At 49.9% G+C, this 25780-nt stretch carries 23 protein-coding genes; 18 read left to right on the plus strand and 5 right to left on the minus strand.

What is annotated here, in order from left to right; genetic code table 11:
• Positions 1-20: 20 nt before the first annotated feature.
• The 3 genes from MKQ68_RS09055 to MKQ68_RS09065 are packed head-to-tail and all read left to right on the plus strand — an operon-like array spanning position 21 to position 3034.
• Positions 21-1547 (plus strand): O-antigen ligase family protein, encoded by a 1527-nt coding sequence (locus MKQ68_RS09055; RefSeq protein WP_264283013.1) that lies wholly within the window; start codon positions 21-23, stop codon positions 1545-1547.
• 11 nt (positions 1548-1558) lie between these two features.
• Positions 1559-2257 carry a TolC family protein gene (locus MKQ68_RS09060; protein ID WP_264283014.1) on the plus strand — a complete coding sequence of 233 codons (699 nt, stop codon included), beginning with the start codon at positions 1559-1561 and terminating at the stop codon, positions 2255-2257.
• Between the two features lie 3 nt (positions 2258-2260).
• The gene (locus tag MKQ68_RS09065; RefSeq protein ID WP_264283015.1) at positions 2261-3034 is read left to right on the plus strand and encodes a carboxylesterase family protein; all 774 of its coding nucleotides are present in this window, start codon (positions 2261-2263) and stop codon (positions 3032-3034) included.
• A 98-nt stretch (positions 3035-3132) separates the two neighbouring features.
• Here MKQ68_RS09065 and metK read toward each other — a convergent pair whose 3' ends face one another.
• Genes metK through MKQ68_RS09080 form a run of 3 tightly spaced genes read right to left on the minus strand, consistent with a single transcriptional unit; the run spans position 3133 to position 6593 of the window.
• Positions 3133-4386: a methionine adenosyltransferase gene (metK, locus tag MKQ68_RS09070; RefSeq protein ID WP_264283016.1), complete on the minus strand. Its 1254-nt coding sequence runs from the start codon at positions 4384-4386 to the stop codon at positions 3133-3135.
• 21 nt (positions 4387-4407) lie between these two features.
• Positions 4408-5781, minus strand: a complete 1374-nt coding sequence (locus MKQ68_RS09075; RefSeq protein WP_264283017.1) for a DUF4270 domain-containing protein — start codon at positions 5779-5781, stop codon at positions 4408-4410.
• A 32-nt stretch (positions 5782-5813) separates the two neighbouring features.
• Positions 5814-6593 carry a glycogen/starch synthase gene (locus MKQ68_RS09080; protein WP_264283018.1) on the minus strand — a complete coding sequence of 260 codons (780 nt, stop codon included), beginning with the start codon at positions 6591-6593 and terminating at the stop codon, positions 5814-5816.
• A gap of 149 nt (positions 6594-6742) precedes the next feature.
• On the opposite strand from MKQ68_RS09080, the gene panC reads away from it, so the two are divergent.
• From panC to MKQ68_RS09120, 8 genes are all read left to right on the plus strand, one after another.
• Positions 6743-7585: a pantoate--beta-alanine ligase gene (panC, locus tag MKQ68_RS09085; protein WP_264283019.1), complete on the plus strand. Its 843-nt coding sequence runs from the start codon at positions 6743-6745 to the stop codon at positions 7583-7585.
• A gap of 74 nt (positions 7586-7659) precedes the next feature.
• Positions 7660-8004 (plus strand): aspartate 1-decarboxylase, encoded by a 345-nt coding sequence (gene panD, locus MKQ68_RS09090; protein ID WP_244843797.1) that lies wholly within the window; start codon positions 7660-7662, stop codon positions 8002-8004.
• Positions 8005-8034: 30 nt separating this feature from the next.
• Complete coding sequence (locus MKQ68_RS09095) at positions 8035-9045, plus strand: lysylphosphatidylglycerol synthase transmembrane domain-containing protein (protein ID WP_264283020.1); 1011 nt, start codon at positions 8035-8037, stop codon at positions 9043-9045.
• Positions 9046-9241: 196 nt separating this feature from the next.
• Complete coding sequence (ppk1, locus tag MKQ68_RS09100; RefSeq protein WP_264283021.1) at positions 9242-11404, plus strand: polyphosphate kinase 1; 2163 nt, start codon at positions 9242-9244, stop codon at positions 11402-11404.
• 14 nt (positions 11405-11418) lie between these two features.
• Positions 11419-12306 (plus strand): Ppx/GppA phosphatase family protein, encoded by an 888-nt coding sequence (locus MKQ68_RS09105; RefSeq protein WP_264283022.1) that lies wholly within the window; start codon positions 11419-11421, stop codon positions 12304-12306.
• Positions 12307-12440: 134 nt separating this feature from the next.
• The gene (panB, locus tag MKQ68_RS09110) at positions 12441-13256 is read left to right on the plus strand and encodes a 3-methyl-2-oxobutanoate hydroxymethyltransferase (RefSeq protein WP_244843788.1); all 816 of its coding nucleotides are present in this window, start codon (positions 12441-12443) and stop codon (positions 13254-13256) included.
• Positions 13257-13357: 101 nt separating this feature from the next.
• Positions 13358-14248 carry a DUF1338 domain-containing protein gene (locus MKQ68_RS09115; RefSeq protein ID WP_264283023.1) on the plus strand — a complete coding sequence of 297 codons (891 nt, stop codon included), beginning with the start codon at positions 13358-13360 and terminating at the stop codon, positions 14246-14248.
• 312 nt (positions 14249-14560) lie between these two features.
• Positions 14561-15241 carry a metal-dependent hydrolase gene (locus MKQ68_RS09120; protein ID WP_264283024.1) on the plus strand — a complete coding sequence of 227 codons (681 nt, stop codon included), beginning with the start codon at positions 14561-14563 and terminating at the stop codon, positions 15239-15241.
• On the opposite strand, the gene MKQ68_RS09125 is transcribed toward MKQ68_RS09120, so the two are convergent.
• A complete protein-coding gene (locus MKQ68_RS09125) occupies positions 15238-15648 on the minus strand; it encodes a YeeE/YedE family protein (protein WP_264283025.1) in 411 nt (136 codons plus the stop codon). The two genes, MKQ68_RS09120 and MKQ68_RS09125, sit on opposite strands and share 4 nt — an antisense overlap.
• A gap of 3 nt (positions 15649-15651) precedes the next feature.
• Positions 15652-16215 (minus strand): YeeE/YedE family protein, encoded by a 564-nt coding sequence (locus tag MKQ68_RS09130; RefSeq protein WP_264283026.1) that lies wholly within the window; start codon positions 16213-16215, stop codon positions 15652-15654.
• Between the two features lie 91 nt (positions 16216-16306).
• On the opposite strand from MKQ68_RS09130, the gene amaB reads away from it, so the two are divergent.
• The 7 genes from amaB to MKQ68_RS09165 all read left to right on the plus strand — a co-directional run bounded on the left by amaB (position 16307) and on the right by MKQ68_RS09165 (position 25760).
• A complete protein-coding gene (gene amaB / locus MKQ68_RS09135) occupies positions 16307-17833 on the plus strand; it encodes an L-piperidine-6-carboxylate dehydrogenase (protein WP_264283027.1) in 1527 nt (508 codons plus the stop codon).
• A gap of 618 nt (positions 17834-18451) precedes the next feature.
• The gene (locus MKQ68_RS09140; protein ID WP_264283028.1) at positions 18452-20137 is read left to right on the plus strand and encodes a S8 family peptidase; all 1686 of its coding nucleotides are present in this window, start codon (positions 18452-18454) and stop codon (positions 20135-20137) included.
• A gap of 358 nt (positions 20138-20495) precedes the next feature.
• Positions 20496-21893, plus strand: coding sequence for a hypothetical protein (locus tag MKQ68_RS09145; RefSeq protein ID WP_264283029.1), 1398 nt, complete (start codon positions 20496-20498; stop codon positions 21891-21893).
• A 92-nt stretch (positions 21894-21985) separates the two neighbouring features.
• A complete protein-coding gene (locus MKQ68_RS09150) occupies positions 21986-23413 on the plus strand; it encodes a hypothetical protein (RefSeq protein ID WP_264283030.1) in 1428 nt (475 codons plus the stop codon).
• Positions 23401-25101, plus strand: coding sequence for an O-antigen ligase family protein (locus MKQ68_RS09155; RefSeq protein WP_264283031.1), 1701 nt, complete (start codon positions 23401-23403; stop codon positions 25099-25101). Before MKQ68_RS09150 ends, MKQ68_RS09155 begins: the two co-directional genes overlap by 13 nt.
• A 1-nt stretch (position 25102) precedes the next feature.
• Positions 25103-25396 (plus strand): hypothetical protein, encoded by a 294-nt coding sequence (locus MKQ68_RS09160; protein ID WP_264283032.1) that lies wholly within the window; start codon positions 25103-25105, stop codon positions 25394-25396.
• 46 nt (positions 25397-25442) lie between these two features.
• The gene (locus MKQ68_RS09165; RefSeq protein WP_264283033.1) at positions 25443-25760 is read left to right on the plus strand and encodes a hypothetical protein; all 318 of its coding nucleotides are present in this window, start codon (positions 25443-25445) and stop codon (positions 25758-25760) included.
• Positions 25761-25780: the final 20 nt, after the last annotated feature.

Consider the following 25780-nt stretch of genomic DNA (forward strand, 5'->3'; position numbering starts at 1 on the left):
AAAATTGTGTTTTACTAAAAGTGAGCAACTCTCTTACCGATAAGAAATTTTCCCTCGTCACCTGGGTGAAGGATGTGCTTACAGAGCATTTCAGGATACGCAAGTTCAACTCCCCGTTGGGATACCTGTTCATTGCGTTTGTGACGATCGTGATCACTTTCGCTATCGCCAAGATCAACTTCCTGGTAGGTGCAGGTGTAATGGGACTGTTAATTGGCGGCGGCATGGTACTGGTTTGCCTGTTCGATACCAAGTGGGGCTTTTATATATCCACCGCCTCGTCGTTTTTCGTCTTCTACTTCAATAGAATGATCAACGACGTAGCGCCCGTAGGGGTCGTGATAGATATCTTTATCACCATTACATTCGTAGGGATCTACTTTAAGAAAACGATGGCGAAGGGTAAGTATTGGGAACATTCAAAAAACCCGATCACCTACGTTTATTTCCTCATGATCGCTTTCCTGGTGATCGAGGCGTTTAACCCGTCAATGTTAGGTTTAGGGGGATGGATATTCTCTTTCCGTAAGTTCCTGAACTTCATTATGATCTACTTTACAGCGCTCCACGTGTTCAAATCCATGGACGATGTAAAGCAGTTTATCAAGATATACCTCATTCTCTGCGTGATCTGCGGCGTATATGGTTGTTTCCAGGAATGGCACGGCCTGCTGGGCTTTGAGTCGCATTGGGTAATGAGTGATCCGCTGAAGTGGCGTTTATATTTCCAGGGTGGCACTATCCGCAAATGGTCGCTGCTCTCCGACCCTACCTCTTATGGTATGTTGATGGCGAATGCAGCCATTCTTGCCCTTATATTGGCCATGGGCCCGGCGAGCCGCAGGCAGCGTATCTACTACGTGGTAGGAAGTATGTTCATGCTGATGGGCATGGCCTATTCCGGCACGCGTACCGCTACGGCCATGATACCTGCGGGCCTGGTGCTTTTCGTGCTGATGACCATCACCAGCAAAAAGACCCTTGCCTTCGCGATTTCCTTCCTGGTATTGTTTATTGTGATCATCTTCGGACCTATTCACAGTAATGGCACTATCAACAGGATCAGGAGTACCTTTGAGTTTTCGGAAGATGAGTCATTTAATATCCGCGACGTAAACCGTCACTACATACAGCCTTACATGTGGCGCCACCCGCTGGGCGGAGGCTTGTCTACCACCGGCGTGCAGGGTGAAGTGTACAATCCTGGGCACGAGCTGGCTGGTTTTCCTCCAGATAGTGGTTACCTGAAAGCTGCGCTGGAAACTGGTCCGTTAGGGCTGTTGCTGACCTGTATCGTATACTTCGTGGTACTACAGGTAGGAATCCGTAACTATTATCGAACGAAAGATCCGGTGATAAGATCTTATTATGTAGGAATTATCTCCACTACTTTCGCTATTATTGTCGCGCATTACGCCCAGGTGGCGATCGGGCAGATACCGGGAGCGTTCCTGTTTTATGGATCTGCCGCGGCCATGGTGAAGATGCGATCGTTCGATCAAACTAAAAAAGAAGAAGAAACTCAACCTGAAACATCAATACTATAAATAACAACAACATGAAAAAAGTATCGGTTATTTTGTGCCTGGCCCTTTCCTGCTCGGTGACAGTGCTCGCTCAGACACCCAATACAGGTACCCCTCCTGCCGTACAAACCGACATTCGCGAAAAGCTGGTACAACTCGCACTAAAACACCCCACCCTTAAAGAAACGGATGCGCTGAAGTCCAAGTACCAGGCCAGCATCAGAAAAGTAAATTCTACCTGGCTGGATATGATCGTGGTAGGTGTCAACTTAAACGAAGTAACCACCGGCCAGCTGGACCAAAACCAATTTGGTAACCTTTACTTCCCGCTTTGGAACGTAGGTATCAACGTTCCCTTAGGCTCCTTTTTCGGTAAACCAGCCGAAAAGAAAATGGCCAGGATGGACGTACAGATGGCAGTAGCCAAAAGAGAATCACAGGAACTCACCATTCGCGCTACAGTGCTTACCCGTTACGAAGATTACCTGCTGAAGAAAGAACTGCTTCGCCTGCAGTCAGAAATGACAGAAGACGACCTGGCAGCCTTTACCCAGGCAGAACAGAAGTTCACTACCGGCGCCATCGATTACGATGCATACAGTGGCGCTTCTAAACGCTACAACGCTGAACTGGTGAAAAAAATCACCCTCGAAAGAGACTTGGCCGTAGCGGTGATAGAGCTGGAAGAAATGATTGGCGTGAAGCTCGAAGAAGCGCTGGCTCAAAAATAAAACATGAAGAGACGGTTGGCAGCGCTGTTGCTTATGTTGCCTGTATTCGCAGTCGCACAAAAGCATCAGCAAAAAGTGGATGTTCAGCTCACACCCTGGCACAACAACGGTGCCCTGGTGCAACTGCCCGACGACTACGACGCCGGCAATAACCGCTATCCCCTTATCCTGTTCCTGCATGGCAAGAGTAAATCCGGCACGAATATCAGCAAACTGGCGCTGGAAGGTATTCCCTACTGGCTGGACAAAGGGGCTAAGTTAGATGCCGTTAATCCGGTTGATGGTAAGCAGTATAAGTTCATTATCGTTTGTCCGCAGGCGTTAGAATGGGGCCTGACGCCCGTTCAGGTGAACTTTGTGCTGGACCAGGTGATCAAACGTTACCGGGTAGATACTTCCCGCATATACCTTACCGGTTATAGCGCCGGCGGTTGGGCTACGATCATGGCTATTACCGAGAATGCCGCTATCACCAAACGTTTCGCCGCAGCCGTACCGATGTCGCCCTCAGCGATTGATCCGCCTAACGAGAAGCGTTTTAAACTGGTGGCAGATGCAGGTGTTCATTGCTGGTACTTTGGCGGTGAGGAAGAAATAACGTTCCTGGAAAACAGCCAGCGTTACACAGATAGTACCAACAAGTACGGTCCTGGCCTGGCGAGAACGACGGTTACGCCGTACAGGCATTGCTGCTGGAAGGATTTATATGATCCGGCATTCCGGCAGGAAGGGATGAACATCTACGAGTGGATGTTACAATACAGGAAAGAACCATAATTAAACGTAAACGCTCCGGTAATGGGGCGTTTTTCTTTTAGCACCCAAACAAAAAGGCGTCCCTCACGGAACGCCTTTCGTTATTTACAAAGCCCACATTACAGTTTGAATGCTGCTTTCACTTTTTCTACGTAGTCCAGTTTCTCCCAGGTAAACAGTTCTACTTCCACTTTCTTCTCGTTCTTTTTGCCCGTGTTGAAAGTTTTAGTAACCGTCTGGCTTTCGCGGCCCATGTGACCGTAAGCAGCTGTTTCACTGTAGATCGGGTTGCGCAGCTTCAGGCGTTGTTCGATAGCGTAAGGGCGCAGGTCAAAGATCTCTTCGATCTTTCTTGCGATCTCACCATCGTTCAGGCCTACTTTCGCTGTACCGTGCGTGTTTACGAAAACGCCGCAAGGTTTAGCTACGCCGATAGCGTAAGATACCTGTACCAGTATTTCGTCTGCAACACCAGCAGCCACCAGGTTTTTAGCGATGTGGCGGGTAGCGTAAGCAGCAGAGCGGTCAACTTTGGAAGGATCTTTACCGGAGAAGGCACCACCACCGTGTGCACCTTTACCACCGTAAGTATCCACGATGATTTTACGGCCTGTAAGACCAGTATCGCCGTGCGGACCACCGATTACGAATTTACCGGTTGGGTTGATGTGATAAGTGATGTTGTCGTTGAACAACGCCTGTAACTCAGGTTTCAGGGTTGCTTTAACGCGTGGCACCAGGATCTTGATCATGTCTTCTTTAATCTTGGCCAGCATGGCGTTGTCTTCGTCGAAGTCATCGTGCTGGGTAGAGATTACGATCGTGTCGATCCTTGTTGGTTTATTATCGTCAGAATACTCGATCGTTACCTGTGACTTGGCATCAGGGCGGAGGTATTTGATATCTTTATTTTCGCGACGCAGTGCAGCCAGTTCCAGCAGTAGTTTGTGTGCGAGGTCGAGAGCCAGCGGCATGTAGTTCTCGGTTTCGCGCGTAGCGTAACCAAACATCATACCCTGGTCGCCAGCGCCTTGTTCTTCGGGGCTTTTACGTTCAACACCCTGGTTAATATCAGGTGATTGTTCGTGAATGGCAGAGAAGATGCCGCAGGAGTTAGCCTCGAACATGTACTCGCTCTTCGTGTAACCGATTTTGCGGATCACTTCGCGGGCAATGTCCTGTACGTCCAGGTAAGCGTCGGATTTTACTTCGCCTGCCAGTACTACCTGACCGGTAGTTACCAGGGTTTCACATGCTACTTTAGAGCTGTTGTCGTAGGCGAGAAAGTTATCGATCAGTGCATCAGAGATCTGGTCGGCTACTTTGTCCGGATGGCCTTCTGATACAGATTCAGATGTAAATAAGTAAGGCATAAAAAACTCGAATTTGGCTTTTTAAAGTTGGGTGTAAATAATCCTAAGTTTCATCTTGTAAGTGGAATGGTTACCGCCGCCCACCTTAACCCGGCGGGAGTCGATATTGAGTGATGAAAGTGCTTCCAACCTCAAACCAAAGTTAGTGTCTTTACTGTCGAGTAGCAACTGTAAATGCCGTGCAATATTAAATTTATATTGAACAACCTTCATGATGCCGAGATCAGATATGACCGTTCTCTGACCACCAAAATACGAAAGATTGGGATTAGTGGGGTTGCCGTAATCTACGAGTGCCTTCACACTGTCGCCGGTTGCCGCTTGGTATTGGGCGAGCATCAGCCTGTCAGGTTCTGTATAAATCGCGTCCCTGGCCGGATCGCTGCCGAAAGTAACCTCGGTGATCGCCAGTTCGGCTTTGTTGATAATCGCCTTCGGGATGCTTTCCAGTCCGGGTATTTTCAGCTTTGCATAAATACCAGGTGCCTCCTGCAGGAACAGCAGGCTATCTCCTAACGGATTATTGGTATTGATGTATTGCGCGGCCTCGGAGCCGGTGTAGTTACGGGAGAAGTAGTTGGCGTGCGCAGAAGCATAGCTGTCGAATGCAAAGCTGCTCACGAGTGAATCGTTTTCGGCAGATTTGTAGTAAACAGACAGTTTAGTGCTGGTGCTGGCCAGGTTGAGGTACAGCAGGTTACGACCAAGCACCGTCGTGTCGGGCACTACCGCGATGCCGCCCAGGAAAGCCCGGAACGTAGAATCATTCACGAAGTTACCGGAAGTAGTTTGCTGCAGTAACAGGTTACCGAATGCAGGCGTAAGTGCGATACGCAGTGCGGGCGTCTGTTTTACGCCATACACGATGATAGAGTCCCTCAGCTGCCTCGGAATGATCGTAGCGCTACCGATCTGCTGTGCCACGTCTACACCCAGTTTCTGGTAGTAGCGGTAGTTAGAGTCGATACGGAACTTCGGTTCGTTCATACGGTAAACATTCAGTTTCAGCGGCGCCATAGAGTCGCCGTAGAAGCCATTGTAACCGATGTAAAGAATAACGGAGTCCAGTGTTTGAGCGGTACCTGAGTAAGAGAAACCGGAATTCGGCAGGCTCACCTGCGTGTACAGCGTACCCTGGGTACGGCCGAACACGAGATCGTCGGTGATGCTACCTAAAACGGCGGTGTAATTTGCTGCGCCGGTAAATACTGCTGAATCGGTCTGCCAGATGTTGTTGGCAATGATATTTTCAATGGTCGTGTCTTTCACATTCACATTGTCCGAACCAGGTATTAGGTCAACCCCCAATGAGGTAGCTTTGTTACAGGCTGTGTACGCGAACAGCGCCGCCATTAAGGCAAGCGCTCCGCTAAAGTTCCTGATATTGATCTTCACGCAATAATGTTTGAATAGGCTGTCCAGAAAAGTTATTTACCAAGCAATTGATTATAAAGTTGCAGATAGTCTGCCAGATCTTCATTGTCTTTCCTGTAAGGAACGATGATCTTACCCTTCTCCGTCTTCAGTTCATCCACGATCTTCTTATCGGATTTCTCGCTGCCCAGTATCACCGCGTCGGAGTATTTGGCGGCGCCTTTACTGATCGCGCTGTTGGTGCCCTCTTTAAATGGCTCCAGGTCTTTTTCCTTCACCAGGTTACTGATAGCCGCCTTCTTCAGGAAGGTAGCACCCAGTTTTTCCTTGAATGTATTGGGCGTGAGCGAAAACACGGTTTTAGTGTTCGCGAACACAGGCTCCTTTTTATAAGCTGTTTTCAGGTATAAAGGTACCAGTGACGTCATCCATCCACTGCAGTGAATGATGTCAGGAGGCCATCCGAATTTCTTCACAGTTTCCAGCGCACCTTTACAGAAAAACACCATGCGCGCGGCATTATCGTCGTAAAACTTCTCGTTCTCGTCCGCAAATACGGTTTTCCGCTTAAAGTAATCTTCGTTATCCAGGAAGTACACCTGTAAACGTGCATTCGGTAAAGAAGCTACTTTAATGATCAGCGGGTAATCGTCCCCATCTATCACTATATTAATGCCAGACAGTCTAACCACCTCGTGCAAGCGGTGTCTCCTCTCATTAATGATCCCGAACCGGGGCATGATAACCCTCACCTCAAGTCCGGTCTCATTGGATTTGATCGCCATCTTGTTAACTATAGCCGCATAATCAGTCAGATCCAGATAAGGCGACATCTCTTGGGCAATAAAAAGAATTCTTTTCTTTGTGGACATTTAATGCTGATTATTAATGCTGATGTTTTTAATTTGGCTTGCAAAACTACGAATTTTTTAGGTAAAAAACGTCGTTTTGTCACTTTTAACATCCTTTTAAGTATAGGAATATGTACATTTTCAAGGAAATACGCACGTTACAACAGTTTCTCGAAGCAGAAAAAAAGGCAGGAAAAAAAGTCGGGTTCGTCCCGACGATGGGCGCACTCCACCAGGGTCACATCTCTCTCATCGATGCGGCGAGGGAGCAGTCAGACATCGTGGTCTGCAGCATCTTCGTTAATCCAACACAGTTCAATGATCCAAAAGATTACGAAAAATATCCAATTACGATAAATGAGGATGTGTCGAAGCTGACAGCCGCCGGTACAGACGTACTCTTTCTGCCTGCCGTGGCAGAGATGTACCCCGAGGGCGTGCATGGCGAGCACCGGCACTACGACTTCGGCTACCTCGAAACAGTGCTGGAAGGTGCGCATCGTCCCAACCACTTCCAGGGCGTGGGCATTATCGTGCATAAGTTGCTGGAAGCGGTGCTGCCGGACGGACTGTTCATGGGGCAAAAGGACTTCCAGCAGTGTATGATCGTGAAAAAGCTGCTCGACATTATACAACTGCCGGTGCAATTGGTGATTTGCCCTACGCGGCGCGAGGAAGACGGTCTGGCCATGAGCAGCCGCAACCTGCGCCTGAGCAGCGACGAACGCCAGCTGGCTACCGCGATCTTTAATGAGCTCATCCGCATCAAGGAAAATGTTAATCAAACTCCATTAGATGAATTAAAGCAAAACGCCATACTGAACCTGGAACAGCAAGGTTTCCAGGTTGATTATATAGAAGTAGCGGATGCGAATAACCTGCGGGTTATCTCCGCTCCCATACCGGAGAGCATGGTAGCGCTGGCGGCAGCGAAGCTGAACGAGGTGCGCCTGATCGATAACATGTTGCTGTAGTGGGGGTGTAATCTCCCCGCCCCTTGACTGGTATCTTAAATTTGTTCTACCTTTGCAAACATTCACGCGGAATTATGCAAATAGAGATATTAAAATGTAAGATCCACAGGGCTGTTGTTACAGAAGCTAACCTGCAATACGTAGGCAGTATTACGATCGACGAAGACCTCATGGATGCCGCCACCCTCATCGAGTATGAAAAGGTGCAGGTGCTGAACGTCAACAATGGCGAAAGGCTCGAAACGTATGTGATCAAAGGCAAAAGGGGTTCAGGCGTCATCTGCATGAACGGTCCGGCTGCCAGGCTTGTAGCTCCCGGCGACATAGTGATCATTATTTCCTATGCTACCATGGAGTTTGAAGAGGCTAAGAAGTACACGCCTATTGCCATTTTCCCGAAGGAAGGCAATAAGCTCTAGGTTACTACTCTAACATCTAAACCCGCATCCATGCCCAAGTTGCTCAAGAATATCCTGCAATCGGCCTTTTTTTTGGGCATCGGCGTCTTACTTATCTGGTGGGCACTGCGCCCACTTACGCCAGAACAGCGCACCGATATTAAAAACGCGATCTTCAACGCCAACTACTGGCCGATCATACCTGCTTTTATTATAGGGGTGTTCAGTCACCTCTCCCGCGCTATCCGCTGGAAATTGCTGATGCAACCTTTGGGTTACAAACCGCGGACGAGCAGCACCTTTTACGCCGTGATGATCGGGTATCTTGCCAACCTGGCAGTACCCCGGCTGGGAGAAATTGCCCGCTGCGGCATACTCGCCCGTTACGAAAAGATCCCGGCAGATAAACTGATTGGTACAATGATCGCCGAAAGAGCGGTGGACCTCATCTGCCTGATTATCGTGATGTTCGTTTCGGTATTGGTCCAGATCGACATCATCGGCGCGTTCTTCTCTACGAAAATATGGACGCCGCTGAGCAACAGCATCATGAATGCCAACGGCGCACAGCTCGTATTCAAACTGGGCATCGCAGCGGTAGTGATCTTTGTTATTTACTTATTACTGAAAAGATTCGCCCGTTCCAAGGCGGCGATTAAATTAAAGGCATTACTTCGCGGGGTGATGGAAGGCATTTTATCCATCGGCCGCATGAAGAACAAATGGCTCTTCCTGCTTCACACGCTGCTGATATGGGTATTGTACTTCTCTATGTTGTACGCAGGCTTCTTCTGTATGGAGGAAACGAACGACCTGGGGCCTAAAGCCTGCCTGGCGCTCCTCTCCTTCGGTAGCATTGCAATGATCATTACGCCGGGCGGCATCGGTGCTTACCCGATCCTTGTACAACAAACGCTGCTCCTCTACAACATCAACGAAACCAGCGGTTATGCCTTTGGCTGGATAGTATGGGGCGCACAAACTTTACTCACTTTCGTGCTGGGTATTTACTCCCTGTTAGGACTCACCCTCCGTAAAAAACAGGAAACAGTAACGGCATAGCGCATATTAATTTTTTATAGTGAAAGCCGCCATAGTGCGGCTTTTTTTATTTAAGAAGATACATCTTAACGGTTGTTAACCAATAACATCGTAACTTAATGTTCAGTTAACATTACCTGCCTATCTTGTTCGATTGAACATGAACACTAATCGCCGGCAGCCGTAATGATAGCTGTTGGCTAAAATGATATCGGATATGACAGCTCAGAGCAATGCTGTGACCACCTGGCCAACCAAAGACAAAAAGCATCCAAAAAAAGGAAAAGAAAGCATGGCCGCGCATAAGAAGAAAACCATCGTAAGAGACATTAGCTGGCTCTCATTTAACGCCCGCGTTTTGCAGGAAGCTGCCGACCAAACGGTGCCCCTGTATGAAAGGATACGCTTCCTCGGTATCTTCTCCAGCAACCTCGATGAATTTTTCCGGGTAAGGGTGGCGACGCTCAAGCGCATGAGCTCCATGGGCAAGTCGGCCAAAATGCACCTCGAAGAAAACGCAGATGATATACTCGACGATATCCAGAGCACGGTGATTCACCAGCAACAGGAACAAAACCGCATCTGGACCGAAATACAGGACCAGCTGGAGCAGGAAAAGATTTACCTGCGAACGGATAAACAGCTGAATAAGGAGCAACAACGCTTCGTACTTAACTATTTTAATGATGAAGTACGTACGAACATCATTCCCCTGATGATCGAAAGCATTCCGCAGCTGCCTTACCTCCGCGACAAATCGATCTACCTCGCTTGTGTATTGGGCCGCACCGACGGCTCCGTACGACAAAAGTTTGCGCTGATCGAGATATCCACGAACGTATTGCCTCGCTTCATCATCCTCCCATCCAAAGAAGGAGAACACAATATTATACTGCTGGAAGATGTGGTGCGGTTCGCGCTGCCTAACCTTTTCCACTACTTCGGCTTCGACAAGTTCGATGCGCATATTATTAAGGTAACGCGGGATGCGGAGCTGGACATTGACAACGACTTCTCCAATAACCTCATCCACCAGATAGAAAAAGGGATTAAAGACCGCCGCAAAGGAAAGCCGGTGCGCTTCGTATACGACAAAGAAATCGACACGCTGCTGCTCGAATACCTGATGCGCCGTCTGGGTCTTTCCAAAAAAGACAACCTGATCCCGGGCGGACGTATCCACAACTTCAAGGATTTCATGGACTTCCCTACGTCGGTGTTCCCGAAGGCGCATACGCGGCGTAAAGGCTCTATGCACCCTTTGTTTGTGAACGCGCCGAGTGTAATGCACGTGATCCAGAAGCAGGATGTAATGATTCACACGCCTTACCAAAGCTTCGATACGATCATCGACCTGTTGCGCGAAGCAGCTATCGATCCGAATGTAACGACGATCAAGATCACCTCTTACCGCCTGGCGAAGAACTCGAAGATCGTGAACGCGCTGGTAAACGCTGCCCGCAACGGTAAGCAGGTAGTGGTGGTGATGGAACTGCGCGCCCGGTTCGACGAGGAAGCGAATCTACGCTGGAAAACCCGTCTCGAAGAAGAAAATATTAAGGTATTGATAGGTGTACCCGGTATGAAGGTGCACGCCAAAATATGTGTGATCAAAAAACGCATCGGCAACAAGACATTGCAGGTGGGGTTCGTCAGCACCGGCAACCTTAATGAGAACACCGCCCGCATTTACGGCGACCATTACCTGCTCACCGCCGACCGCGCAATTATGGCGGACATCAACCGCATCTTCTCTTTCCTGGAAAGTCCGAAACATGACATCAACTTCCTGGCCGCCTGTAAGGTAATGCCCGTTAGTCCGCTCTCAATGCGTAAGACTTTCATCAAACTGATAGACCGCGAAATTAAACAAGCAAAAAGTAAGAAGAAGGCAGAGATCATCCTGAAAATGAACTCCTTGTCCGACGATATCTTAATTAACAAACTATATGAGGCGGCCGCTGCAGGCGTTACCATCCGTATGGTGATACGCGGTATCTGTTGCGCCTACACGGAGAACAAAAAGTGGAAGAAAGACATGGAAGCCGTGAGCATCATCGATGAGTACCTGGAGCATGCCCGCGTATTCATTTTCCATAACTGCGGTGAGCCCAAGGTATACCTCTCCTCCTCCGACTGGATGGTGCGTAACCTCGACCACCGCGTGGAAGCGGCAGTACCCGTGGAAGATCCGGAATTGAAGAAAGAACTGATCGATATTGTGAACATCCAGTTGCAGGGTAATGTGAAGGCGCGTGTGCTGGATAACGAGCAGAAGAATGAGTACAAACGTACGTCTGGCAAGAAGGTACATGCCCAGGTAGAAATTTTCCGCTACCTGCACGAAAAAACGTATAATTTTGATGGCATAAATAATTGACGGTTATTTAATACATGAAGCTGGCAGCAATAGATATAGGCTCCAATGCCGCGCGACTCCTCATCTCGGAGGCGTCGCCCAAGGCGAACGGGGAAATGGACTTTACAAAAGTTAACCTGGTACGGGTGCCCCTGCGCCTGGGTATGGACGTGTTTGCGGATGGGTCCATCTCGCCCAAGCGGGCCGATCACCTCGTGGACACGATCAAGGCCTATAAATTATTGCTGGGCGTATATGAAGTAAAATACCTGAAAGCCTGCGCCACCTCCGCCATGCGCGACGCATCCAACGGTATGGAGATACTCTCCCGCGTACGGCACGAAACCGGGATCGATATACACATCATCACCGGCCAGGAAGAAGCTTCCTACATCTACGAGAACCACATCGCCGAACATATGGACCCCTCCAAGTCGTACTTATATGTAGACGTGGGCGGCGGCAGTACCGAGCTGACTTACTTCTCCGGCAACACCCTGGTGTTTAAGGAGTCATTCAACATCGGTACCATCCGGCTGATGCAGAAGCAGGTGACCGACAAGCAGTGGATGGAGATGAAAGAGTTCATCCGCGTAAAAGTGCGCGGCAACGTGAAAGCCATCGGTTCGGGCGGCAACATCAACAAGATATTTTCTCTCTCCAAAAGAAAAGAAGGTAAACCACTTACCCTCGATCTGTTAAAGGATTACTATAAGGAGTTTTCGAACTTCACCGTGCAGGAACGGATTCATATTTACAACCTGCGTGAAGACCGCGCCGACGTGATCGTACCTGCTTTGCAGATATACGTGAACGTAATGCGCTGGGCCAACATCGATGAGATCTATGTGCCCAAGATCGGCCTGGCAGATGGATTGATCCATGCGCTGTACAACGAAATCGTGGGCATCGTAAGTCGTTGATCGACAAATTACCGTTCCAAAAAAAGATTGCCGATTCTGGATTTATATTCCCAACTTTGTGCATTGCCTGCGGCGGTGACTGGCATTTCCATTCCACGTAACATACCCACGGCAACCATTAAAAACATTTGATAATGTCTGTGAATAAAGAGATTAAGCGTGTCACCACGCATATCCTGCAAAAGATGAAGATGGATGGGGAAAGGATTTCAATGCTAACAGCGTACGACTTTTCCATGGCAAGGATTTTTGATGATGCAGGAATGGACATTTTATTGGTGGGCGACTCCGCCTCCAACGTAATGGCCGGTCACGAAACCACCCTCCCTATTACCCTCGACCAGATGATTTATCACGCTGCCTCGGTAGTGCGGGCGATCAAAAGATCCTTTGTGGTGGTAGATCTTCCCTTCGGTTCTTACCAGGGTAACTCTAAAGAAGCCCTCAGCTCGGCCATCCGCATCATGAAAGAAACAGGTGCGCATGGTATTAAGATCGAAGGTGGCGAAGAGATTATCGAATCCGTTAAACGTATCATATCTTCCGGTATCCCGGTGATGGGGCACCTGGGCCTTACACCGCAATCCATTTATAAATTCGGCACTTACGCCGTTCGCGCTACCGAGGAAGCAGAAGCACAGAAGCTGCTCGCCGATGCTAAACTGCTGCAAGAGGCAGGCTGTTTTGCCATCGTGCTGGAGAAGATCCCCGCCCTGCTGGCCAAACAGGTAGCGGAGGAACTGCGCATCCCGATCATCGGCATCGGCGCCGGTAAGTATGTGGACGGACAAGTGCTTGTAATGCACGACATGCTCGGCATCAACAAAGAGTTTAAACCACGCTTCCTGCGCCGGTACCTGAACCTCTACGAGCAAATCTTAAAAGCTTCCAAACAGTATATCAACGACGTGAAAGGCAGAGACTTTCCGAATGATAACGAACAATACTAATCAATGCAAATGAAAGGTCAAAGCCGCGGTGGACGTTCGTTCCATCGCGGTTTTCTGTTTTATGGAAATAGCTTAAATTCGCTTAAACAGCAACACGTTATATGAGCACACTTGATACAGTCCTGGAAGGTTTGATGAGCCGCTACAAAGCCCGCGTACCCGATGTCGGCGGCGTGATCGGGGCGATGATAAAGGAGAACGTGATAGCACACGACGGAGAGATTGAAAACGACCATATTGCATTCCGCACGATGGGTGTACCGCAGTTGGGCATCCAGTCGCTCGAAAAGATATTCCTGCACTACGGTTACACGAAAAAGGACTACTACCTGTTCCCCGAAAAGAAACTGGATGCGTACTGGTACGCACCGCCTGAAGAAAAATACCCGCGCATCTTCGTGAGCGAACTGAGAGTTAAAGATTTAAGCCCCCGCGCACAGGAGATTATCCATAGTTACACCAACGAGGTAACATCCGACCCGGTCGACCAGCTCGACCTGGACGACGGCCAGGCCGTTGATCACTTCCTGCACAGCGCCCTCTGGCGCACGCCTACCCTGTCCGACTACCGTGAACTGGCAAACGAGAGCGAGTATGCTGCCTGGGTGATCTACAACCGATATTACCTGAACCACTTTACCGTGAGCGTCCATAACCTGAAGCCGGGTTACAACACCGTGGAGGCCTTCAATACCTTCCTCGAGAAGCACGGCTTCAAACTGAACGACTCCGGCGGCAAGATCAAGACCAGTCCGGACGGCGGCCTTTCCCAAAGCTCCACCGTTGCCCGTATGCTCACCGCCGACTTTGCCAATGGCGAACAGGCTGAAATTGCCGGTTCTTACGTGGAGTTTGCTGAAAGAAGAATTTTACCTCAGTACAGGGAACTGCCTGCCAATGAAGTACGCAGGCAACACCGCCGGGAAGGCTTCGAGGCTAATAATGCCGACAAGATCTTTGAAAGCACCTACGCCGCGCAAACCGGCAAATAGTATTCCCTAAACAACTGACTGTCATAGTCCTGCTCCCTTCGAGCGGGACTTTTTCTTTTAGTAACCCAGCTTAGGTTCCCGCTACTGGTCCGCCGTTGCCGTCGCACGCTGAAGCAGCCAGTTCGCTACCGCCCCAAAACCTGGATCGATGGTTCAGTGATGGTTGGGTGATGGTTGGGTGATGGCTAAGTCCTCCTGGACCGCGCCGGCAAAAACGGCGCATTACCCCGAAACAACCAACCCTTCCCATAGAAATAACAATCCTTCAAAACCATAATTCCTTAACTTCAACAAATACAAAATCATCACTTTATGAAGGTTACTTACTACGGTCACTCCTGCTTTGCCGTGAATGTTGGCGGTAAAGATGTGCTGTTCGACCCGTTTATCACCCCTAACGATCTTGCGAAGCATATCAACGTGGCCGACGTGAAGGCCGATTACATCTTTGTTTCGCATGCCCACTTCGATCACATGAACGATGGCATTAACATCGCGCTTCGTACCGGGGCTAAAGTCGTTGCCAACTGGGAAATTTATAACTGGTTTGGGAAAAACGGCATTACGAACGCCCAGCCGATGAACCCGGGCGGCAAATGGGAGTTTGACTTTGGGAAGGTGAAGTGCGTACCGGCTCATCACTCGAGCAGCTTTCCGGACGGCAGCTATGGCGGTGTGGCCAGCGGGTTTGTGTTCCATACGGCCGAGGGCAGCTTTTACTATACAGGCGACGCGGCCCTGAGCCTGGAAATGCAGTTAATCAAGCGGTTAGGTAAACTTGACTTCCTGGTGGCACCTATCGGCGACCTGCTCACCATGGGGCCGGATGATGCGATTGAGCTGGCGAAGTGGTTAGAGGTAAAAGAGGTGCTCGGCGTGCATTATGACACCTTTGGGTTCATCCAGATCAATCATGAAGAAGTGAAAAAACAGTTTGCCGACGCAGGCCTTAACCTGCGCCTGCTGCCAATCGGGGCGACCGAAAACTTCTAATGCGGCAGTTTCTCCTTTAATAGTCCGTACACCCAGGTGCCTGCAATGGCACTGGCCAGGGTGACGAGCACGACGGTGAAGCCGGCGCCTACCTGGGCAAACAAGGGTCCGGGGCAGGCGCCGGTTATGGCCCAGCCAAAGCCGAACAGCAGTCCGCCGATAATATTTCCCTTCGTGAACTTCTTCACCGGGATCACGATCGGTTCGCCGGAAAGTGTTTTGATATTAAACTTCTTTATCAGGAACACAGACAATGCCCCAGTAGCGATCGCGCTGCCGATTACCCCATACATATGAAAAGCCTGTAGCCGGAACATCTCCTGTATCCGAAACCATGACATCACCTCTGCCTTAATAAGGATCAAACCGAACAAAGCGCCGAGGACCAGGTATTTAACGTTCTTCATCTCTTATAAAAGTTTTAACAGGTAAGGAATAGCCAGGTGCGTGACGAGGAAGCCGCCGGCCATAAAACAACAGGTGGCCACCAGTGAAGGCCATTGAAAAGTACTGAGTCCCATAATTGCGTGGCCGGATGTGCAGCCGCCGGCGTAGCGCGTGCCAAAGCCTACCAGGAAACCTCCGAGTACGAAGAAGACCAGCCCAACCGGTCGGCCTACATTCACCCAGTTAAAGATATCCTCCGGCAGCAGTTCGTCGAAGCTGGTGAGGCCCATCGCCTTTAAGTCCGCAATGGTTTGTGGGTTAAGGTCGATCGGCTCGTTGGTACTCAGGAACGTTATCGTAATGAACGCGCCGATGGTGATGCCGCCTACGAAAAACAGGTTCCAGCTTTCTTTTCGCCAGTCATATTTAAAGAAGGAGATGTTGGCGGGGATGCATGCCGCGCAGATGTGCCGCAGGGCCGAAGAAATGCCGAAAGCCTTGTTGCCCGCAATGAGCAAGGCCGGTACAATGAGCCCGATCAGCGGGCCGGCGATATACCAGGGCCAGGGTTGTTTGATCCATTCCATGCTGAAAAAGGGGTTTAATCCCCGATTGTACAAGTTAGCCTTTTTTCCCAATCGGCGGATTAATCTTAAGTTTGACATTCAATCCGAAAACATGCTCGACGTTTTAAAGACATTCCACATCGGCCAGCAGCACAGCGGTGTATCCACCGGTAAAGACTGGCTGCCAGGCTCCGGCGGTAATATTGCTACCTGGTCGCCCGTTGACGGCGCCTCACTTACCACGGTTACCGCTGCTTCCCGCGAAGATTATGACCAGGTAATGGCTAAAGCACAGGAAGCGTTCCTGTATTGGCGTACCATACCCGCCCCGGCGCGTGGGGAAGTGGTGCGGCAGATAGGCATGGCGCTGCGTGAACATAAAGATGCGCTGGGCAAACTGGTGAGTTATGAAATGGGCAAAAGCCTGCAGGAAGGTTGGGGGGAAGTACAGGAAATGATCGACATCTGCGACTTCGCTGTTGGTCTCAGCCGCCAGCTGCATGGTCTGACGATGCACTCCGAACGCCCCGGGCACCGTATGTACGAGCAATGGCACCCGCTGGGAATCACCGGCATTATCAGCGCCTTCAACTTCCCGGTAGCCGTTTGGAGCTGGAACTCCATGCTGGCATTGGTTTGCGGTAACGTATGCGTATGGAAGCCTTCAGAAAAAACACCCCTCACGGCTATCGCCTGTCAACATATCATCGCCGGCGTATTCGCCGCCAACAACGTACCCGAAGGCGTTAGCTGCCTGGTGACCGGTGGCCGCGAAGTCGGCGAATGGTTGGCCAATGACGGTCGTGTGCCGTTGGTGAGCGCCACAGGGTCCACCCGCATGGGTAAAAGTGTAGGCGCGGCAGTGGGAGCCCGCTTAGGCAGGGCCTTGCTGGAGTTAGGCGGTAACAATGCCATCATCATCTCTGAACATGCCGATCTGGACATGTCCCTCATTGGCGCTGTGTTTGGCGCGGTGGGTACGGCCGGACAGCGGTGTACGAGTACCAGGCGGCTCATCATCCACGAAAAAGTATACGATGCCTTCCGCGACAAGCTGGTAAAGGCTTACGGGCAGCTGCGCATCGGCAATCCGCTTGATCAAAACAACCATGTTGGGCCATTGATCGACCAGGATGCCGTGAAAGCCTACCTCCATTCTATTGAACAAGTGAAAGCCCAGGGAGGCCGGTTCATCGTAGAAGGCGGCGTGCTCGAAGGCGCTGGTTATGAAAGCGGTTGTTATGTAAAACCCTGCATTGCTGAAGTAAAGAACGACTACGCCATTGTGCAGCACGAAACCTTTGCACCGATCCTGTACATCATGAAATACAGCACGACCGAAGAAGCGATAGCGCTGCAAAACGGAGTACCACAGGGACTTTCGTCCGCTATCATGACCCTCAACCTGCGTGAAGCGGAGCAGTTCCTGTCTGCTGCCGGCTCCGATTGCGGTATAGCGAATGTAAACATCGGTACCTCCGGCGCAGAAATAGGCGGTGCCTTTGGTGGTGAAAAGGAAACAGGCGGCGGTCGCGAAAGCGGGTCAGACGCCTGGAGGGCGTATATGCGCAGGCAAACGAACACGATCAACTACTCGGCGAAACTGCCTTTAGCACAGGGGATCAAGTTTGATTTGTAAGGAGTTAGATAAAAGAAGAGAAGCGTTTTCTAATAAAGTAGCGGGGTTGGATAACCCCGCTTTTTCGTTAAACGGAAACCATGCTTATGAGAAAGAATGCTTGGAGCATCCTCTCTGGGTATAAATATTAAACTTTTTTCCGACAATTCATATTCAACGTTCGTGCTACTGTTCACCCATCATCCTAAATTTTTGCCTTTTATACGCTTATATGCACCCACTGCACTCATTTAACATTACCATACATAGTTTAACGCAATCGGCCAGCAGCGCGAATCTGACCGGATATTGATCAAAGAAATGTTAAACCCTGTGGTAGATAATTTTAAATGACGGAAATTTGTGGATTCGCAATTCGAGCAGGCAAAATCGGAGAAAAACTAAGAAAAAAGATGCCCGGTGGCATTGGAGAGCAGCTACTTCCCTCCTCTTTGTAAAGGTAAAATGTTGATGGCAATCGTATAAGCACATAATGATAAATGGCCGTACATCATTTTAAACTATGCTAACAGGACAAGAAAGAGTAACTTTCGCACTTTGTGCCCAAGCATTTGTATTGACGTTTTTTTAACCAATTGCGGTACTCAAATTGTAATCTTATTGGACAAATTGTTACACATGAATTTTTTTAGAGAGTTGGCAGTAGTGTCGGGAACTGTGGTACTGGCTGCATTATCGACAAACGTAATGGCGCAGGGTAATGCGGTACCTAAGAACTGGCAATTGCTGGATTATGGCAAAGACAGTATCTATGGCGTAAGTGCTCAAAAAGCATATTCCGAACTGTTGAAAGGTAAAAAGAGCAAACCCGTACTGGTAGCAGTTATCGACTCCGGTATCGATACTACCCACGAAGACCTCAAGCCTATTTTATGGCGTAATCCCAAAGAGATCCCAGGCAACGGTATTGACGACGATGGCAACGGCTACATCGACGATATCTATGGCTGGAACTTCCTGGGTGCCAAAGACGGCAGCAGCGTAAAGGAAGATAGCGACGAAGCATCCCGCGAGTACTATCGTCTGAAAAGCAAGTACATCGATCCGGATTCTGCCCTGGATAAAAGCTCAAAAGAATATGCTTACTGGGAACGCCTGAAGGCCAAAACCCAAAAGCCGCCTGTCGATAAAGCGCAGTACAAAACCATGCTCAAGATCCAGGAAAACCTGAAGAAGAGCGAAGAGATACTGAAAGAATACACCAAAGCCGACGATATTACGCTTACTACACTTGACACGATCAAGAGCACCAACGACGACGTACTGATGGCAAAAAGTTTTGTGACCAGGCTGTTTAAGAGTATGGTGGGCGACGAAGCCGTTTCTATCAACGACTTCAAAGGCGAACTGGAAGAATACATCCAGGAGCTGAAAAAGAACTCCGAAGCAACGGTTAAACGTCCGGTTGACAAACGTACGATCATCGTAGGCGACAACCTCAACGACATCAACGACCGCTTTTACGGCAACAACGATGTAATGGGCCAGTTCTCCTTCCACGGTACGCACGTTTCCGGCATCATCGGCGGTGTGCGCGACAATGGTGTAGGTATGGACGGTGTAGCCGATAACGTACGCATCATGGCGGTAAAAGTAGTGCCTGATGGCGACGAACGCGATAAAGACGTAGCCCTGGGCATCCGTTACGCGGTAGACAATGGCGCACGTATCATCAACATGAGTTTTGGTAAAGGCTTCTCCCCTAATAAAGAATGGGTGGACGAAGCGATCAAATATGCAGAATCCAAAGGCGTACTGCTCGTACACGCAGCAGGTAACGACGGTGCTAACAACGACGAAGTAGAGAACTATCCGAAAGATACCTACAACGACGGCACCATTGCCAACAACATGATTACTGTTGGTGCGATGGGCAATGGCAAAAGCGCGCAGAAAGTGGCCGTGTTCTCCAACTACGGTAAAAAAGAAGTAGACGTATTCGCTCCCGGCGTAAACATCTACTCTACCGTTCCCGGTGGTAACAAATACGGTAACGCCAGCGGCACCAGCATGGCCTCGCCTGTTGTAGCCGGTGTGGCTGCCCTGGTACTGTCATACTACCCCGAGCTGAGCGCCCGCCAGCTGAAGCAGATCCTCGAGAAGTCTGCTACACCGATCCCCGGCGCATCACAAATGGTAAACAAACCAGGTTCCGGTGGTGAAGAGATCAGCTTTGCTGAACTGAGCGCAAGCGGTGGTATGGTGAACGTGTACAACGCACTGAAACTGGCCGCTAAAACTAAAGGTGAGAACAAAGAGCCGAAGTCCAAAAAGACAAAGGTATCACCAGTTAAGAAAGGATAATCATTGGATTGAATAGTAGTGTAGCCGTACTGTTTAGGCAGTGCGGCTATTTTTATGGCGTGAATGATGGTAATTTACCTCATCCTTATAGAAACTTAGCTTTTGGCAGAAAACACTATCTACCTATAGAAAAACAGCTTACTTTAGTATTACTGCGTCACTCATACGCACCATATCAACCAAAAGAAAATGACCCGCTAGTACAGATGTAATTAACCCGATTCCCTGACCTTTTATTAGTGTTTGGTTGAAGATGTTTACCCGATTCAGAATGACCCTATGGCGTAGCCCTGGCGTTCCTCTATGGTATCTGTGTGTGTCGTTGTTTGTGTGTAGCTGTCGTTCCGGCGGTCCCACTGTGCCTTTTACCAGTGTGCCCGACATTGTTGCTGATGAATTTAAAGCAGACACCCATGCTATTGCCGCTGCCCGCTTCCTGCTGGCAGATGCAGATCAGTATTATACGCTGCAAACGAAGTTTATGGACGATAGCGGCCATGACCGTTCCGGCGATATCCGTGCCGCCCATGATACAATGGTGTTGAAGTTAATCGATAGTTTGCGGCTGGTGGCCGTAACAGATACACTGTTCGACACGATACAACTCTCCGCACATTACATCATCAATAATATAAAGGAAGCATACAATACCACGCCGCCGTTAGGCTTACGCGTGCCGCGTGATACATTTTTCGAGTACGTACTACCATACCGCGTGGGCGCAGAAAAGCTGGAGGAATGGCGACCGTACCTGCGTAAACGTTATACCGATTATATACGCCACATCCCAGCAGATTCTATGACGTTGTTGCACATCGTAAAGCGCATTAATGTGGAACAAACGGGGTGGATATTTATGCCCGGCGTAAAACGGCCACAGATAGCGGAAACGCAGTGCCTCTCCGACTTTTTACAGTGTAAGTTGAGCTGGAGCTGTAACGATATCACCACCTTAAAGCTGTATACCTTCCGCGCGCTCGGCATTCCTGCTGCGCTGGAAATTATACCGGTATATGGCAAGTTTAACTTCGGGCATAAAGAAGTGGCAGTATTGTTTGAGAACGGGCGCTTCTTCCCTTCTATGTCGGACACCACCTTCTTTAAATACCAGATGGCGAAGATGTACCGGGTGCGCTATTCCCATCGCCGATCGCCGGCTGAAGATATGATGGCGCTCGGCGAGCAACGGTCCGAGATACCGCCGTTCTTCTTTCATACCAATGTAGATGACATCACATCCGAACGTACGGCTGTGAGTGATGTAATCCTCACCGAAGCGTTGCCTGCGGGTAAAAAAGTGGCCTACCTGTGTGTATACAACGCAGGTAGCTGGATGCCGGTAGAATGGAGTGCTGTTGGGTCCGGGCAGCAACTGGTGTTCCCGGATATGGGACGTAAACTGGTGTACCAGGCAGGTTATGTGGACAGCGGCAGATTACGGCTAACCGGCCGTCCCTTTATGCTCGACACGGCCGGCGTTCAGCAACCATTATTGGCGGACGCGGGCCAGCAAGAAATGCAGCTGCAAAAGTATGATCGCCATGGGCAAATAGAAGCTGGCAAATTATACACGCTTTATTATTGGCAAACAGCCAAAAAGCAATGGCACGCGCACCAGACGGTAACGGCCACGGCAGCCACCATCAAAATACCCGGTGTACCAAAGAATGGCTTATACAGGCTACATCGGGACGAGGATAAACTGATGCACGAGCGAATGTTCATTTATAAAGACGGGCAGCAACTATGGTTCTAAAACTGAGACACTTCGCAATATTATGGGCAGTCCTGCTCACTGCCTGCCACCGTTCGGCCGACACAACTATTTTTCATCTAAAAGCCCGGTTGTTGCCACATGCCGGGAGCAATAGGGCCGAAATAGAACGGATAATTGACTGGTACGATCAGCTGGACGAAGGCGACGAGCGGGCGGCCGCAGGTTATCTGCTTGCACGCATCCCCGGTGAATATGGATTGCAAATGCGGCTGGCAGATAGTGCCGGTAAACTTACCGCGCTGCCATCGGCCATCAGCATCGACAGTCTCGAGCAACTGCGACACGCGCCAGGCAGCAGGTTAGTGATCGATACCGTATGGGACGCCAGTACCATTACGGGCTCCTTTTTACAGTCACATATCCGGTTAGCGCTGAATGCCTGGAAGCATTACCCCTGGGCGCGCGGGTATACCTTTCAGCAATTTACCGAATACTTGTTGCCTTATCGTGTAGGTATTGGGCCTTTGATGAACGGGCAGCAATTGTTCCGGGATAAATACGGTGCATTTATAAAAGATATTCCGCGCGCGCACGACGATACGGCACAGAGTCTGTACCGTTATTTTCACACCGAAGCGAATGAGCATGAACTAACGCCGCTTCAATATGATGTGGTCACCCCGTTCAGCGATCACGTATCGGAAACGTATATACAACAACGTGAGTTGTTCCCCGACCTGGGAGAATTGCTCATCGTCGAGGCTTATAAACTGCGTGCAGCCGGCGTAGCTGCGAGTTTTGAATACTGTACCTATATGCCGCGGCGTAATGGTATGGAAGGCATCGTGGTGTTGATGGATACAGCCGGCAAGTTTATTAATCCTTACCAATGGGCATACGGCAACAACCTCGCGAAAATGTATCGCCATGCGCCCTATGCTGATGATAGCGTTAAAAATCCTTTCCGGGAGATACAGTTGCTGGGTGTACCGGAGCATGACGTTCCGCTGGCGCTTAACCTGCCACGCGCGTTAGATGTAACAGCATCGCGCCTCTCCACCGTAGGTTTTAAGATAGCACTGGATAGTGCCGGTGCCGCATCGCAAAGGGTATTATACCTCGGCGTTTACTGCAACGGCGATTGGAAAATCGTGGACTGGTCGCCTGTAAAGCAGGACACCGTTGCCTTTCGGAATATTGGCTCCGACGGGCTTTTTCACCTGCTAAGTTATTCAAGAGGGAAAACCACGCCGGTCGGCGCACCGTTTAAAGTAGAAAACGGCGCACCTCACTATTATATCGGCGGTAAAACAGAAGATATGGTCATCAAGACTGGTGATGCCGGAGAGCCGCTACAGGCGGGAATGAACTACGTGTTTAGCTATTGGGACCATCATACGCCCGGCTGGATAACTTATCCTTTCAGGCATACGGGAGGCGAGCGTCACACGATCCCTCATATTCCATCGGAAACGATTTACAAAGTAGAACGTGTTGGTGCCGTTACACCCGTACGCATTTACACTTACGCAAACTGGATCGGTCAATGGTATTGGTAAAAAATAAAGTGTTAACCGGGTATGCGTTGCTGGTATTGGCACCGTTCTATTACTTCCTGTTACAGTACTATCCATTTTCGTTCAACTACGAATTGGATATTCATCTGCAGTACTTTCTGCTGCCTTACGCTACTGCAGCCTTCTGCGGATGGGTAATGCTCAAGCGGCGTAACAGGTATTTATGGCTGATCGCGGGGGCCTTCTTAGTTTTACAATTACTGGTACTGCTTACTACGCGGTACGGATACGGCAACGAACACTTTTCCGTATGGCTATCGATCGCCATGATGGCGGCTATTGGCATTGGTCTGGGCGAAGATGTACGTCATCTTTGGCTGATTGTGCCGGGCGGTTATGTATGGCAATTATCGCTTGGTGGTTACCAGCTGCTGAACGGGCAAAGGCTGGTCGGCAGCCTGATGAACACCGGGGTGTATGCCTGTTTCGTGACGATGCATCTGCCGCTCCTGTATTATTACGTCAAGCGCCAACGCTGGGCGTATCCTTTACTCCTGTTGATTACGGCGGGGATTATTTGGGTAACGGCATCGCGCACTGCATGCATGATGTATGCAGTTGCAGTTGTGTTGTGGCTATCGCCCTGGATACGGCAGCTATGGGCAAGGCCCAGGGCCAGGTTCGTGTTCCTGGTACTACTTCCCTGCCTGTTGGCATTAATCGTATCAGCTGGATGGCAAATGTTGCAGGCGAAGTTGCCATCTGCCATCGGCCGGCAGCTGTTCCTCCGCGTATCCGCAGATCACCTGGCAGATCAACCGCTGACGGGAACCGGGCTGGGACGTTTTACGCTGCACTACCCGGCATGGCAGGCAGCCTTCTTCAAAACACACCCCGATCCGGACAGCACCTACTTCCAGGTGGCGGGTGAGAGTTACATCATCTTTAACGAACTGCTGCAGCTTTATTTAGAGGTAGGCATAGTCGGTGTAGCACTAATCACGTGGTTGCTATATCGGTTTTATACACTCCGCAGCGATCATCATACGGAATGGTTACGGTCATTAAAACAACTGGTGGCGCTTATCCTGGTGGCGGGTTTAACGGCCTACCCCCTACATACCACACCCGTCATGCTGGTACTGTTGCTGGCATTGGCCAGCGCATGGACGGTACGATCGTCAGGCGGCGAGGTAAAATACCCGGTAGGGTACGGACTGGCAGCACTATATGCCGTGATACTGTTTTTCCATGTACGGCAGATGACGATGGTGCTGCGGTGGGACAGGCATCCTGCGGATACGCAGAACTATGCGGCTTTGGAATCAGCATTGGGGCGCGACGGTAAGTTCAGGCTCAGCTACGGACAGGCGTTGCTGGCCAACGGTCGGCCGCAGGAAGCAATTGGGCAATTGGAAACGGGCGTGCAGCAACATTTGTGCGGACATGGGCTACAGCTTTTAGCCAACTCCTATCTACAGCAAAAAGACTATCCCGCTGCGGAACGGGTATATCAATTTTGGGCAGACTTTATCCCCAACAAGTTCAGGCCAAAATATGCATTGATGCAATTGCACAAAGCAACAAACGACCAGGTGAAGTTACATGCCATTGCGCAGGTGTTAGTACAGATGCCGGTGAAGGTCAATTCCGGCGAAATACAAGTGATGTTGAGTGAGGCGCGGCAACAGCTATTATATACTTCCGGTATCCACTTAAAAAACAAATAAAATGAAAAGATCCCTCATTGTTATGCGCATGTTTGCGTTCTCTTTTATGGCAGTAACTGCCCTTAGTGCGTTTGTAACCGTAAACGAATCTGAACCGTTGAAATGCGAAAAACGCGGCGGTACGGACAAGCCCGATATGGTACAGCAGCTGAATGAATGTACCGTGCAGCAATCTTCCGGTACGGGTATCACGCTGTTAAAAGGTGTACAGTGTAAATGTAAAACCCCGCCCAGCGGTTATGCTGGCACGAAGGGCTGCGACAACGCCTGGGAAACAGTATGTCAACCCGAGTAACCCGTTTTTTGAAACCCAATTATAAACCCACAAACCAAAAACAGAGATGAAAAGATCCCTGCTCGTACGCATGCTTGCGTTTGCATTCCTGGCCATTACTTCCTTTAGCTCCTTCGTGGTAGAAGGCGAAAGCTGGGATGATCCCGCTCCCCCGGTTGTTGACGTACTTACCTGTCCTGGCCGTGGCGGTACCGAAATGCCTGGCAAAATCCTTCTCATGAAAAACTGCTGGAAAGAGGTATCTGCAGGTATAGAAGGTATCAAAGTAGTAAGAGGTAAACGTTGTGTGTGCGGATCGGCGCCTACGGGCTACCAAGGTGTGGTAGGCTGCGACCTTACCTGGCAGACATCCTGCGTTGGCTAATTTCATGTCAACCAAAAGGC

The organism is Chitinophaga horti, assembly GCF_022867795.2.
Taxonomy (GTDB): Bacteria; Bacteroidota; Bacteroidia; order Chitinophagales; family Chitinophagaceae; genus Chitinophaga; species Chitinophaga horti.